Origin of the sequence: Pseudomonas sp. 21LCFQ010, from assembly GCF_024129905.1 — a bacterium.
Classification (GTDB): Bacteria; Pseudomonadota; Gammaproteobacteria; order Pseudomonadales; family Pseudomonadaceae; genus Aquipseudomonas.
On the sequence record NZ_JAMYDZ010000020.1, the window covers coordinates 43503 to 56140 of the forward strand.

General features: G+C 58.8%; 14 protein-coding genes. 7 read left to right on the top strand and 7 right to left on the bottom strand.

The genetic code is table 11. The annotated features are described in order from the left end of the window. The first annotated feature begins 1 nt into the window (after position 1). Complete coding sequence (locus NJC38_RS20530) at positions 2 to 1333, top strand: sigma-54 dependent transcriptional regulator (RefSeq protein WP_253116905.1); 1332 nt, start codon at positions 2 to 4, stop codon at positions 1331 to 1333. A gap of 78 nt (positions 1334 to 1411) precedes the next feature. Here NJC38_RS20530 and NJC38_RS20535 read toward each other — a convergent pair whose 3' ends face one another. Further along, entirely contained in the window at positions 1412 to 2053 is a 642-nt protein-coding gene (locus NJC38_RS20535) for a DsbA family oxidoreductase (RefSeq protein ID WP_253116907.1), read from the bottom strand. Positions 2054 to 2235: 182 nt separating this feature from the next. Continuing rightward, on the bottom strand, positions 2236 to 3228 hold the full coding sequence (locus tag NJC38_RS20540) for an alpha/beta hydrolase (protein WP_253116908.1): 993 nt from the start codon (positions 3226 to 3228) through the stop codon (positions 2236 to 2238). Between the two features lie 232 nt (positions 3229 to 3460). Here NJC38_RS20540 and metR point away from each other — a divergent pair, with 232 nt between their 5' ends. After that, on the top strand, positions 3461 to 4378 hold the full coding sequence (gene metR, locus NJC38_RS20545) for a transcriptional regulator MetR (protein ID WP_045482457.1): 918 nt from the start codon (positions 3461 to 3463) through the stop codon (positions 4376 to 4378). Here the strand turns inward: metR and NJC38_RS20550 are convergent, their stop codons facing one another. The 3 genes from NJC38_RS20550 to NJC38_RS20560 all read right to left on the bottom strand — a co-directional run bounded on the left by NJC38_RS20550 (position 4379) and on the right by NJC38_RS20560 (position 6327). Then, entirely contained in the window at positions 4379 to 4783 is a 405-nt protein-coding gene (locus NJC38_RS20550) for an NUDIX domain-containing protein (RefSeq protein ID WP_253116909.1), read from the bottom strand. Beyond that, positions 4780 to 5871, bottom strand: a complete 1092-nt coding sequence (gene ddlA, locus NJC38_RS20555) for a D-alanine--D-alanine ligase (RefSeq protein ID WP_045482463.1) — start codon at positions 5869 to 5871, stop codon at positions 4780 to 4782. Before ddlA ends, NJC38_RS20550 begins: the two co-directional genes overlap by 4 nt. Before the next feature lie 180 nt (positions 5872 to 6051). After that, positions 6052 to 6327 carry a type B 50S ribosomal protein L31 gene (locus NJC38_RS20560; RefSeq protein WP_045482469.1) on the bottom strand — a complete coding sequence of 92 codons (276 nt, stop codon included), beginning with the start codon at positions 6325 to 6327 and terminating at the stop codon, positions 6052 to 6054. 383 nt (positions 6328 to 6710) lie between these two features. On the opposite strand from NJC38_RS20560, the gene NJC38_RS20565 reads away from it, so the two are divergent. From NJC38_RS20565 to NJC38_RS20575, 3 genes are all read left to right on the top strand, one after another. Continuing rightward, positions 6711 to 7097 carry a hypothetical protein gene (locus NJC38_RS20565; protein WP_045482472.1) on the top strand — a complete coding sequence of 129 codons (387 nt, stop codon included), beginning with the start codon at positions 6711 to 6713 and terminating at the stop codon, positions 7095 to 7097. 198 nt (positions 7098 to 7295) lie between these two features. Further along, positions 7296 to 8453, top strand: coding sequence for an OpgC domain-containing protein (locus NJC38_RS20570; protein ID WP_045482475.1), 1158 nt, complete (start codon positions 7296 to 7298; stop codon positions 8451 to 8453). 60 nt (positions 8454 to 8513) lie between these two features. After that, positions 8514 to 9218: a hypothetical protein gene (locus NJC38_RS20575; protein ID WP_052483340.1), complete on the top strand. Its 705-nt coding sequence runs from the start codon at positions 8514 to 8516 to the stop codon at positions 9216 to 9218. Between the two features lie 45 nt (positions 9219 to 9263). Here NJC38_RS20575 and NJC38_RS20580 read toward each other — a convergent pair whose 3' ends face one another. Then, positions 9264 to 10193, bottom strand: coding sequence for a hypothetical protein (locus tag NJC38_RS20580; protein WP_231906347.1), 930 nt, complete (start codon positions 10191 to 10193; stop codon positions 9264 to 9266). A 253-nt stretch (positions 10194 to 10446) separates the two neighbouring features. Here NJC38_RS20580 and NJC38_RS20585 point away from each other — a divergent pair, with 253 nt between their 5' ends. Continuing rightward, on the top strand, positions 10447 to 11004 hold the full coding sequence (locus tag NJC38_RS20585; protein ID WP_253116910.1) for a hypothetical protein: 558 nt from the start codon (positions 10447 to 10449) through the stop codon (positions 11002 to 11004). Here NJC38_RS20585 and NJC38_RS20590 read toward each other — a convergent pair. Then, positions 10938 to 11867 (bottom strand): LysR substrate-binding domain-containing protein, encoded by a 930-nt coding sequence (locus NJC38_RS20590; protein WP_253116911.1) that lies wholly within the window; start codon positions 11865 to 11867, stop codon positions 10938 to 10940. The genes NJC38_RS20585 and NJC38_RS20590 overlap by 67 nt on opposite strands. A gap of 117 nt (positions 11868 to 11984) precedes the next feature. On the opposite strand from NJC38_RS20590, the gene NJC38_RS20595 reads away from it, so the two are divergent. Continuing rightward, a complete protein-coding gene (locus NJC38_RS20595; protein WP_253116912.1) occupies positions 11985 to 12605 on the top strand; it encodes a LysE family translocator in 621 nt (206 codons plus the stop codon). Positions 12606 to 12638: the final 33 nt, after the last annotated feature.

Genomic DNA, 12638 nt, shown 5'->3' on the forward strand with positions numbered 1-12638 from the left:
CATGAACATCAATCACAACCTGACAGTGCTGATCGTCGAAGACGACCCCCATGTGCTACTGGGCTGCCAACAGGCACTGGCCCTGGAAGATATTGCCAGCGAAGGCGTGGGCAGCGCAGAAGAAGCCCTGGCGCGGGTCGGCAGCGACTTTGCCGGTATCGTCATCAGCGATATCCGCCTGCCCGGCATCAATGGCCTGGAACTGCTGGAGCGACTCAAGGCCATCGACGCCAGCCTGCCGGTGGTGCTGATTACCGGCCATGGCGATATCACCATGGCGGTCAATGCCATGCGCGATGGCGCCTACGATTTCATGGAAAAGCCCTTCTCTCCCGAACGGCTGGTGGACGTCACGCGCCGGGCACTGGAGCAACGCGGCCTGGCCCGCGAGGTCTGGGCGTTGCGTCGGCAACTGGCCGAGCGCGACAGCCTGGAAGGCAAAATCATCGGCCGCTCACCGGCCATGCATAACCTGCGCGAGCTGATCGCCAACGTGGCCGATACCTCTGCCAACGTGCTGATTGAAGGCGAGACCGGCACCGGCAAAGAACTGGTCGCCCGTTGCCTGCACGACTTCAGCCGGCGCCGTGACCATCAATTCGTGGCGCTGAACTGCGGTGGCCTGGCCGAGAGCCTGTTCGAGTCAGAGATTTTCGGTCACGAAGCCAACGCCTTCACTGGCGCCGGCAAACGACGGATCGGCAAGATCGAGCATGCGCACAAGGGCACACTGTTTCTCGATGAAGTCGAAAGCATGCCGATCCCGTTGCAGATCAAGCTGCTGCGGGTCTTGCAGGAACGTACCCTGGAGCGGCTGGGTTCGAACCAGGCAGTCGAGGTCGACTGCCGGGTGATCGCCGCCACCAAGTTCGATCTTGATGTGTCGAGCAGGGCCGGGCAGTTTCGCAGCGACCTGTATTACCGGCTCAACGTGGTGACTCTGGAGTTGCCGCCACTGCGCGAGCGCCGCGAGGATATTCTGCAACTGTTCGAGCACTTCCTGCAGTTGTCGGCGCTGCGCTTTGATCGCGAGCCACGCGCCATTGACCGCCAGACGTTGTCGAGTTTGATGAGCCATGACTGGCCAGGCAATGTGCGGGAACTGCGCAATGTCGCCGAACGTTATGCACTGGGCCTGCCGGCATTCAAAAACAGCAGCAGCCGCGATGCGGAAAGCCCGCGCCTGAGCTTTGCCGAAGCCGTGGAAGCCTTTGAGCGGAACATGCTCAGCGAAGCCTTGCAGCACAGTGGCGGCAACCTCAGCCAGGCCAGCCAGGAGCTGGGCATGGCCAAGACGACGCTGTTCGACAAGGTTAAAAAGTACGGGTTGTAAAGGCAGTGGCAAGCTTCAAGTGGCAAGCTGCAAGGGAACAGCGTCGTCTTCGCTTGCAGGTCGGCTGCCCGATAAAGATCAGGCGGCGATGATCTGGCGGATCGCGCCGACGAACACATCCACCGGCTGGCCACCTGAGACGGCGTACTGCTCGTTGAAGATGATGGTCGGTACTGAACTGACGCCGCGGGTGATCCACAGTTGTTCGAGTTCACGTACTTCGGCGGCGTATTGACCCGAGGCCAGGACCTCTTCGGCGCGCAGCCGGTCGAGCCCGACCCGTTGCGCCAGATCGGCCAGGGTAGCGCGGTCTGAAGGGTTTTTCAGGTCGGTGAAGTAGGCCTTGAACAAGGCGTGTTTCAGCGCCAGCTGTTTGCCTTCTTGCTCAGCCCAGTGCAGCAGTCGATGGGCGTCGAAGGTGTTGTAGATGCGGCGCTCGCCGCTGGCAAAATCAAAACCCAGTTCAGCACCGCGCTCGCGGATGGTGGTGTGGATCGCTTCGATCTGCTCGGGGCTTGAGCCATATTTCTCGGCGATGTGTTCCTTGATGTCCTGACCTTCGGCAGGCATGGTCGGGTTCAGCTCATAAGGCTGCAAGTGAATCTGTGCGCTGACTTCGCTGCCCAGTTGCGCCAGGGCCTGCTCCAGTGCTTGCAGGCCGATGATGCACCAGGGGCAGGAGATGTCAGACACGAAGTCGATTTTCAGGGGTGTGCTCATGGGGTGGGCCTTGGTCTGAAGACAAAGGCTCACCATACACCCTTGGGGCTGATCCGGGCACTTGGAGGCGCGAGCTTGCTCGCGAAGGCTTCTTGTAATGTGCAGAAATCATGAGTGCAGTTGTCTGGACTGCGGGTTGCGCCCCGCCGGGAGCCGATTCGACGGCCGGCGGCAGAGCGTTGTTAAAGCTTCGCCATATGCCAGCCCTGATCATGTTGCGCCCGCAGGTAAGGCAGCACGGCGGCGAGCAGCGGGGCTTTGAAGGCTTCCTGGAAGCGGTGGGCGAAGCCAGGGATCAGTTTCAACTGGCTGCCACGAATGTGTGCGGCCAGGTGGACGCCGTGCATCACCGGTAGCAGCGGGTCGGCGGTGCCGTGTACCACCAGAGTCGGGACACGCAGGCGGTTGAGCAGTTCGACCCGGCTGGGTTCAGCCAGGATGGCGGCGATCTGGCGTTTGACGCCTTCGGGGTTGAATGCACGGTCGTAGGCGATCGCGGCCTGTTGCAGCAGTTGCCCACGATCATCCTTGACCCGCGGGCTGCCCAGCGCAGCAAGCAAGTCGGCCTGTTGTTGCAGCGCCGCTTCGCGATTGGGTGCACTGCGGCGGGCCAGTTGTTGAAGCAAGGCGGCATCCGGCATGGGCAGACCTTCGGCGCCTGAGCTGCTCATCACCAGAGTCAGGCTTTCGACACGCTGGGGGGCTTGATCGGCCAGATGCTGGGCAATCATCCCGCCCATGCTCGCGCCCAGCACATGGAAACGACTGACGTTCAACTGGTCCATCAGGCCCAGCGCGTCGTCGGCCATATCGCTCAGCGAATAAGGCGCCGACACCGGCAAACCGAGTTTGAAACGCAGCACTTCGAACGCCAGGTTGACCTCCGATACCGGCTTGACCCAGTTCGACAACCCGACGTCACGGTTGTCATAGCGAATCACCCGAAAACCCTGCTGACACAGGGCAATCACCACTTCGTCGGGCCAGTGAATCAACTGCCCGCCCAGGCCCATGACCAACAGCAGGGTCGGATCGGTCGGTTCGCCGACGCTCTGCCAAGCGATCCGTACATCCTTGAGTTGAGCCAGTTGCACCGGCGTGTCGACATCACATTTTGCGACAGCAAAAGACGGCCAGCCGCAGAGCAAGGCGGCCAGAAGGAAAAAAATGCGCATTGGAAGAAACACCGAAAAACAGAACCCCAGTAAGCCGCCAGTCTGATGATGTTTTCAGGATCGCGCTGCCACACTTGCGTGACAGTTTGATGAACCGGGACGAGTGGCAAAGCTATCTGCAAGCCTCAAGCGACTGGCTTCAAGCAAAAGCTGACCTCGACAACAGGCAGATCATGAGACAAACTCACGCCTTTTAATTTCTAATCAAATTATTTTCATGGAGCTTGCCCCGGTGCTGGAGATTCGTCACCTCAAGACGCTGCATGCCCTGCGCGAAGCCGACAGCCTGGTCGAGGCGGCTGAGCGCCTCCATCTGACCCAGTCGGCGTTGTCGCATCAGTTCAAGGAGCTTGAGGAACGGCTGGGTATGACCCTGTTCGTGCGCAAGACCAAACCGGTGCGTTTTACCAGTGCCGGGCTGCGGCTGTTACAACTGGCCGACTCGGTGTTGCCGCAGTTGCGCGGCGCCGAGCGGGATCTGTCGCGTCTGGCCGGCGGCACGGCGGGCCGCCTGCATATGGCGATCGAATGCCATAGCTGCTTCCAGTGGCTGATGCCGACCATCGACCAGTTCCGCGATGCCTGGCCGGAGGTGGAGCTGGACCTGTCGTCAGGGTTCTCCTTCGCCCCCCTGCCCGCGCTGGCGCGTGGTGACCTGGACCTGGTGGTAACCTCCGACCCGCTGGAGCTGCCAGGCCTGACTTACGTCCCGCTGTTCACTTATGAAGCCATGCTCGCTGTCGCCAATCAGCATGCGCTGGCCAGCCGCCCGTACATCCTGGCGCACGACCTGCTCAACGAGACATTGATCACCTACCCGGTGGAACGTGACCGGCTGGATATCTTCACCCGTTTTCTGGAGCCGGCCGACGTCGAACCGGCCCAGGTGCGCACTTCGGAACTGACCGTGATGATGATGCAACTGGTGGCCAGCGGCCGTGGCGTGTGCGGGCTGCCGCACTGGGCGCTGCATGAGTACAGCTCGCGTGGCTATGTGAAGGCCAAACGGCTGGGCGAAAAGGGTCTGTTTGCGACCCTTTACGCCGCCGTGCGCACCGACATGCTCGACGCACCGTACATGCGCGACTTCTTGCTGACCGCCAAGGACACCTCGTTCTCGACCCTTGATGGTGTCAGCGCAGTACGTTGATCAGCTCGGCAGGGTCTGCCAGTACTGCGGCAGGATCTGGTCGCGGGTCAGCGGTGCCAGCTCCAGCGCAGCACTGCTGCGGGCATCGACCCACTGCACTTCTTCGATTTCTGCCGCAGGCTGCACGGCATGATCGCAGTTCACGCGAAACAGCTGGCAGCGCACCTCAAAACCCGGCTCGTTGGCGGCGGCTGCCCTGAGCTCACCGAGAAACACCGCCTGGTCCGGCTCGATCCGCAGGGCCAGCTCTTCTTCCAGCTCGCGCATCAATGCCTGTAGCGCTGGCTCACCGGCTTCGATCTTGCCGCCCGGCTGCATAAAAGCCCGGGTGCCGCGCTTGCGCACCAGCAGCGTCCGGCCATCAGCCGCGACCAACAGGGCAGCGGCAATGTCGATGACCTTCACAGGCTGATATCCCGTTTCAACAGAGCAGCCTCTGCACCCCGTTCCAGCGCCAGGTCAATCAAACGGTCAATCAGCCCGGCATAGGTCAGGCCGCTGGCCTGCCACAGTTTGGGATACATGCTGATCGAGGTGAAACCCGGGATGGTATTGATCTCGTTGATCGCAATGTCGCCCTGATCGGTGACGAAGAAATCCACCCGCGACAGACCGGCACAGCCCAGTACCCGGTAAGCCCGCAGCGCCACTTCACGGACCCGCCCGGCCAATTCTTCGCTCAGTTGCGCAGGAATGTCGGTGCGTGCCTGGCCGTCATTGAGGTACTTGGTGTCGTAGGCGTAGAACTCATCGTTGGCGACCACTTCACCACAGACACTGGCCTGCGGCTCGCGATTGCCGAGCACCGCACATTCCACTTCACGGCCGCTCATGCCTTGCTCGATCAGCACCTTGTGATCGTACTCGAAGGCCAGCGCCAGCGCGGCCTGGAAGCCGGCTGCATCGGTGACCTTGCTGACCCCAACCGAAGACCCCTGGCTGGCCGGCTTGATGAACATCGGCAAGCCCAGTTGCGCGCTCACCTCGGCAAAACCGATGCTCTCACCACGTTGCACAACCACGAACGGCGCGACGTCGATCCCGGCATCGCGCAACAGCCGCTTGGTCACGTCCTTGTCCATGCACGCTGCCGAACCCAGCACATCCGGGCCCACGAACGGGATCGCCAGCATGCGCAACAGGCCTTGCAACGCGCCGTCTTCACCAAAGGCGCCGTGAATCAGCGCAAACACCACATCGATGCGCGCCAGGGCCTGGCCGGATTCGACATCCAGCAATTGCCCGCCGGTACTGCCAGGCAGTAACGCCAAGGGCCGGCCGGCCGTGCTCAGTGCGATACGCGCCGGGTCACCTGGGTTGACCAGATAATCGCTTTCATCGAAGCGCAGCCAGCGGCCTTGCTTGTCGATGCCAATCAGGGTCAGGTCGTAGCGGCCACGGTCGATGGCGTTGATGACGTTGCGTGCCGACTGCAACGACACTTCATGCTCGCTCGACTGACCGCCGAACATGATGGCGACTGATTTTTTCAAAGCGCGGTACTCCTGATTTTTCAGGCCGCGAAGATAGAAGCAATACCGAGGGGAGTCCAGAGGGCGGGCGGTCGCAGGCGGCAAAAGCCGGAAAAAAGATGCCGGGCGGTCAATTCTGCCCGCCCGGCCAAGCCACTGCAGCCACGGCTGCAAGTGAGAGGTGATCGTATGAGGGGCTGCTCAGGTGTCAGCGCCCGGACGGGTGGCCGAGCCAAAGCCGGCAAAGCGCTTGTTGAAGCCGGCGATACGGCCTTCAGTGGTGGTCTTGCGTTGCTGGCCGGTATACACCGGGTGCGAGGCGCTGGAGACATCAAGGGCCACGTAAGGGTAAGTCTGGCCATCGCTGTGCTGCTGGGTACGGGTGGTCTCAACGGTGGAGCCGATCAGGTAGAACACGTCGGCCGCAGTGTCGTGGAACAGCACAGTACGATAGTCGGGATGGATACCAGGTTTCATGACAGCTCCGGAGATCAGGTTTCAATATATGTTATACAGTAACATAATCTATCCAGAAATGATTATCAACTTTTCGCCGAACTCCCGCTGCCTCGCTTGATCGAATAGTCAGTAATCGCTAATGTCCATGTACGGTTCACCCTGACCTGTAAGAAATGTCGGCGAGTGCAGCCAGTTTCAGTCCTGCCCCCAGCCGATGGATAGGCACGACACCGGCATTCAGTGACACTGACGCCTGCTCCGCCCAGACAACCGTCATGGCTGAGCCGTTCAGGATTGTGTCGGCACATCGGTTGCCTTGATCTGCTGAGCAATCCCGCACGTGCGAGCCGCATTCAGGCTCGCAGAGCCTGGCGCACGACACTTTCTCAGCAGGATCCGCCATGTCCGACACCGCAATGCACTATGAACTCCCGCAGCATGCCCACACCCGCCTGCTCGAAGCCCGCGATTCATTGCGGCTGCTCGACAGCTACGTGAACAAGACCGATGTCCTGTGCAACCCGTCGATGCTGATTGGTTATGTGTCGATGCTGCAAAGCGCTTTGCAGGAAGTCATCAACGCCAGCACACCGGCCGAGCCCCGCAACACCTTCATACGCAAGGCCGATGAACTGGGGTTCGTTGCGCTGAACCCCAAGGAACAACATCTGATCGAGCAATTGCGCTGGATCAGCCTGGAAGGCCGTGAGGATGTGTATGCCATGGCCACGCGGATCCGGCATATCAAACCCTGGGTGCGCGAAGCCGAGCCGAGCGACAACACCTGACGGCTCCAGCGCCGACAGGGCCAGCCACGACAACGTCATGGCGACACTTTGAGACATTCTGCAATAGCGCAATTTTGCAATTGCCGTAGAATCCGGCCACTCTGCGTGGCCGCCCGGCTGTTTTTGATTGACGCGAGGCAACCAAGGAGGGCGCCCTCCGGTCTTCATATTCACCGACTTCTCCAAGAGCACACCGTTATGACTAACGGACGCGATCTTCGTATCGACTTCTTCCGGGGCCTGGCCCTGATTTTCATTTTCTGGGACCACGTGCCAGACAACCCGCTGGCCCAGTTGACGGTGCGCAACTTCGGTTTCAGCGACGCCGCAGAGATCTTCGTATTCCTGGCCGGCTACGCCTCTATCCTTGCTTATGGCCGTATCTATCAGCGCGACGGCTGGCTGGTTTCGAGCATCCGCATCCTGCGGCGTACCTGGGTGCTGTATGTGGTGCATATCTTCCTGCTCACCCTGCTGATGGGCATCGTCTTCGTGGCCAACAACTACGTCGACACCCGCGACATGATCCAGCAGATGGGCCTGCAACATTTTGTCGGCAACCCGCAACAGGCCTTGGCCGATGAGCTGCTGCTGCGCTTCAAGCCCAACCTCACCGACCCGTTACCGCTCTACATCCTGTTGCTGCTGGCGCTGCCCCTGTATCTGCCGCTGATGCTGCGCCGTATCGAGCTGGCGGTGGCGGCCTCGGTAGTGCTGTACATGATGGTCCCGCTGTACGGCTGGAACCTGCGCTCCTACGAGGGCGGTGGCGTGTGGTACTTCAACCCGGTCGCCTGGCAACTGGTGTTTGTCCTCGGTGGCGCCCTGGCCTTGTATAACCAGCGTCCGCAGCCACCTGAGCAGCGCCCGCTGAGCCAGCAACCACTGTTTATCCTGGCGGCGATCTATCTGATTATCGCCGGCGTACTGACCTTCAATGAAAAGTGGCCAGCAGTGCATGCGGCGCTGGTCTCCGCCCTGCATCTGGAAGGCCTGTACCCGATCAGCAAAACCGACCTGGCACCGCCACGCCTGCTGCACTTTGTGGCACTGGTGTATGTGGTCGCCAAACTGCTGCCACGCCACAGCGACTGGCTGAACAACTGGCCGGCGCAGCAGACCTGCCTGATGGGTCGTTACTCGCTGGAGATCTTCTGCCTGGGCGTGCTGCTCGCCCCGCTGGCCGACGCCGCCAACGCCTTGGCCGGCGACACCTGGTCGATGCGGATCATCACCGCCCTGCTCGGCCTGGGCCTGATGATGCTGATGGCCAACGGTCTGGAGCTCAACAAACGTCTGGGTAATGGCAAGCCGGTAGCCCAGACGAGCAAAAAACTGCGGACGGCTTCGCGCTGAGTGATGTTTCGGAAAAGTCCTACTGCATAATCAGGTCAGGCTCCCGGGAGCCTGGCCGTTATGCCGGAAGTGACCATTCCACAAGAGGACATCACTTTGAACGGTATCGATACTTCAGCCAATTACCTGAACCAGCAGCAACGGGTCTGGCGCCCTCCCCTACCCCCTACGCCATCTAGCTCCAATGAAATCAGCCAGGCCCTCGTGGACAAATCCACGTCGCCAAAGTCTGCCACCGACAGTTTCTATCAATACGAAGAACAACCGTGGCTGAATGAGAGTGGCGAAGGCGCGATCTGCGCCAAGACGATGTACCTGCGGTATCAGCACGCCGCCAGCATGATAGATCTGGCTTTAATGCACGTATGCTATGCAGATATTCGTAACAAACTGTACGATACCCATCCAGAGTTGGCTGCAAAAAAGTTTGGCTTTACGCTGGATGAAAGCGCCAACCTGATGATTCTCGACTACGACAATACCCTGTCGCATCAGGAGCGAGACTTTCTCGGTAATCTCCTCAACAACCATGCAAACTTGAAAGGACTGGCACAGCGTCACGCCAAGGTCATGATGACGCTGCTTGACCACGACACCGATACTTTTGGCAATCGTTACAGCCTGACACTGGATAACTTCAGGCACACGATTGATTACGCAAAGATCCTGGAGCAAGGACCAGGAAAAATGCATAAGGAGTGGATCCGCCAAGTACATAACAACGCTGAAACACGCGACGCTTCAAACCTGCATATCGAGGCTTGAAGCGTGCGCCCCTGATCAGGCCACCCTGATCAGGGTTGACTATCATCAATTATTTGGTCTCACGCTTTTCACCAACTTCTGGCTGCAGATATGCCCTAAAAAGAACACATGGGGCTGCTCCGCCTTTGACGATCGCAATGCATTGCTAGCAGAATATCCAGCCACAAGATAATGACTTTTCCAAGTGTTAAAGCCTTGCTGTTTATGAACAAAACTCTCGGCTTCATAACCACCTGTACAACGTCCCAATTCGACCATTTTGGATGCCTGCCCCTTCTCATCACTGATCAGAGAAAACCTGATTTCCGGCCGCACATGCTCCTTGTACCCCAGAGAAAATGCGGCAACACCCCCTGCAAGCGGCACGTTTTTGCTATCAGTGAAGCGAACATCCAGTAGAGCTTGTTTATAAGCCTGCGTAGCAAGCCACGCCGGTACTGTTCTGCCTCCCGAAATCCTGATAACACCTGCCTCGTCATGCAGGTCATACTTCAGAACAGGCAACGATCCAAATGCGAGGTTGTAACTACCAGCAGGAACCTCGCCAGGAACCGCAGGTGAGACCCTGACAATCATCTCGTGACCCGGTTGCAGCCCTGAAAAAACGACCTCTTCCGAGGTCAGCTGTTTCCATTCGTCATTTTCTCGGTACTCGATTTTCCATGGGTTCTTGTACGGCATCGCGTTACCAGGCGTGGATAGCAGGATATCCTGCCCGCGAAGGGCAACGAACCCGTAGTAATGAACCGGGTTTTGCTTGCTCAAATGGTCAGAGATCGAACTGATTTTGTCAGGCAAAACAGTGAAGCGAGGTTGGGAAGACTCGCCAGTACCCCCATTGTCGATTTGCCCGGTTGCGGTCTGAGCAAGAGGCTCTGGAGCCAGACCTTCAGCGACTGCACAGGTGGTGTGAGCAGAGCATATAAAACCCGACAACATAATGACCGCAATCATTTCTTTTTTTAGATAGTTCATCATTCAATCCTCAATCGATTAAAGCACGATATTTATCGTACCCATTGAGGACCTAATCGATATTCGGGACACCGTTCAAGTCAAAAACATACAAGCTGAAAATTCCTACAGCTCAATCAGACCACGACAAGACCATCAGAATTCGACACACCTCACAACACTAAAATCATCGGAAATCTCCGACACCTTTATCAGGACAAGTTCTCATGATCCCTGCCGTTACTCAGGGCATTCACCCAATGAATAAACTGCCATGGAAATTAGCCCTGCCGTAAACCCCGCTCCGAACATGCTTGATGCAATGCACCGGGCCGCCCAAGACACCACGGTGCAGGAACCCTCCAAAAAAGAAGTTGCTGCGCCCCACTACTCGATGGTCAATGCCTGGCCCGGCAGAACGTTTTTGAACGTCGATGTTCAGTCACAAACTTGTAACTGTTCAGAAGCCTTAACCGTAAAAGCTGATAGATCATCAAGCTTTTATGAATACACCCCCACGCCTTGGCGCTCGACCGCTTCCGGGGACAAGGAGGCTTGCGATCTTAAGGACAGTTTTGACGAGGCAAGCCGTGCGTTTTATCTCAATAGTGTCATTAAGCGTTCCAGCCTTGCTCTGAACGCCATGTGCACAGCATTGGCAATTTCATGGATACCTGGGCGTATCAGGTTGAACGCCATGCCCAAAGGTGTGAAGCCACTGAGGAGCCTCGGGGGCATCATGTCGATATCAAAGCCTGAATACCTTCACTTCAGATACTGCAAAAACTCTTCGAACTCTTGGGCAATCACCGGCGCCTCGCCCAGCAGATAATCGCGCAACTCACGCATCTGCCGCGCCTTGGGGCTGGTCTTCAGCCACACCAGATAGTAAGCATCGCCGGTAGCCACGACCTGGCGCAGTGGCAGGTGCAGTCGGCCATCGGCAATTTCCTGACCGGCGAGCAGCAGGTCCACCACCGAAATGCCCAGTCCCTGGGTGGCGGCGCTGATGCCTTGATCCAGGGTGTCGAACAGCTGACCGCGCTCCACACTCACCAGATCCTGGGCTCCGACCCGGCTCAGCCAGCGCCGCCAGTCACGCCGGTCGGCAGACGGGTGCAGCAGTTCGACGCTGTTCAGTTGTGCCAGCTCGACGCCTTCGGCAGGCAAATAGTCGGGCCGGCAGACCGGCACCAGCCACTCATCAAACAGCTTGCAGCTTTCGATGTCGGCGCCAAAGAGCCCGGCGCCGAGCAGGATCGCGCAGTCGTAGGGTTCGGCGTAAAGGTCAACGCTGTCGATGTCCATCCAGACACTGGAGAGCTGCACTTCGCTGTGCTGGCCGGCCTTTCGGAAACGATCAAGAACCCTGAGCAACCAACGGATGGTCAGGGTGGACGGGGCTTTGAGGCGGACAATATCGCGGCCGCTTTTGAGCAGCGCACAGGCGTTTTCGATGATTTTGAAGCCGGCCTTCAATTCGTTGGCCAACAGGCGCCCCTGCTCGGTGAGGCGCAGGCGTGGGCCGTGGCGCTCGAACAGCTCGCAGTCGAACAACGATTCAAGGTTCTTGACGTGATGGCTGACTGCGCTCTGGGTCACTGACAGTTCTTGCGCGGCTTTGCTGAACGAGCCGTGTCGGGCGGCGATTTCAAACGCGCGAAGGGCGTAGAGCGCGGTAATACGTTCGCTCATGCAAACATCCATGATGAGTTGAACTCATAGTAGGTCAGAAGCCAACCCGTTTTACAACGTGGGTTCCTGACTTAACAATTCGCGCCTTTCATAAATAAAACTCACCGGGTGCCGACTGTGAACACCGCCTTGCTACTGAGCTACATCCTTACCGTGTCGCTCCTGATCGCAACCCCAGGGCCGGTGGTGGCGCTGGTGGTCAACACCGCAAGCCGGAGCGGGCCGAAACGCGCCATGGCCACCGCGCTTGGCAGCAATTGGGGTTCACTGGTGCTGATCGGCGTGGCGGCCTGGATCATCATCGCCAGCGCAGCACTCGATACCCGGCTGCTGAGCCTGCTCAGCTTGCTGGGCTGTGTAGTGATCGGTTATCTGGCGGTCGGCAGCCTGCGCGAGGCGATGGTGTGCGAGACGGCGACCCAGCCGATCAGCCCGGCGACCCAAGGCGGCTTGCTGCAAGGTTTTGTGGTGGGCATTTGCAACCCCAAGGACATCATTTTCTTTGTCTCGTTTTTTCCGCAGTTTCTTCAGGTCAGCCACTCATTGAAGACCAGCCTGGCAGTGCTGTCGCTGCTGTGGGTGCTTATCGACCTGCTGATACTGGGGGCCTGGATCATGATCGCCGGGCGCCTGAGCAAAGCGGGCAACAGCCGGTTGATCAGCCTGTGCTCCGGCGTTGCGCTGTTGTTGATCGCGCTGCTAGGCCTTGCTTACAACCTGCGTGCGCTGTGGGCATAGAACCGATTGCCGGACAATTTCCGTCGTACCGCG

What these genes read in the sequence shown, in the direction of transcription:
- NJC38_RS20530 (WP_253116905.1), top strand. Translation starts at nt 2, where the DNA reads ATGAACATCAATCACAACCTGACAGTGCTGATCGTCGAAGACGACCCC.
- NJC38_RS20535 (WP_253116907.1), bottom strand. Translation starts at nt 2,053, where the DNA reads ATGAGCACACCCCTGAAAATCGACTTCGTGTCTGACATCTCCTGCCCC.
- NJC38_RS20540 (WP_253116908.1), bottom strand. Translation starts at nt 3,228, where the DNA reads ATGCGCATTTTTTTCCTTCTGGCCGCCTTGCTCTGCGGCTGGCCGTCT.
- NJC38_RS20560 (WP_045482469.1), bottom strand. Translation starts at nt 6,327, where the DNA reads ATGAAACCTGGTATCCATCCCGACTATCGTACTGTGCTGTTCCACGAC.
- NJC38_RS20565 (WP_045482472.1), top strand. Translation starts at nt 6,711, where the DNA reads ATGTCCGACACCGCAATGCACTATGAACTCCCGCAGCATGCCCACACC.
- NJC38_RS20570 (WP_045482475.1), top strand. Translation starts at nt 7,296, where the DNA reads ATGACTAACGGACGCGATCTTCGTATCGACTTCTTCCGGGGCCTGGCC.
- NJC38_RS20575 (WP_052483340.1), top strand. Translation starts at nt 8,514, where the DNA reads ATGCCGGAAGTGACCATTCCACAAGAGGACATCACTTTGAACGGTATC.
- NJC38_RS20580 (WP_231906347.1), bottom strand. Translation starts at nt 10,193, where the DNA reads ATGAACTATCTAAAAAAAGAAATGATTGCGGTCATTATGTTGTCGGGT.
- NJC38_RS20585 (WP_253116910.1), top strand. Translation starts at nt 10,447, where the DNA reads ATGGAAATTAGCCCTGCCGTAAACCCCGCTCCGAACATGCTTGATGCA.
- NJC38_RS20590 (WP_253116911.1), bottom strand. Translation starts at nt 11,867, where the DNA reads ATGAGCGAACGTATTACCGCGCTCTACGCCCTTCGCGCGTTTGAAATC.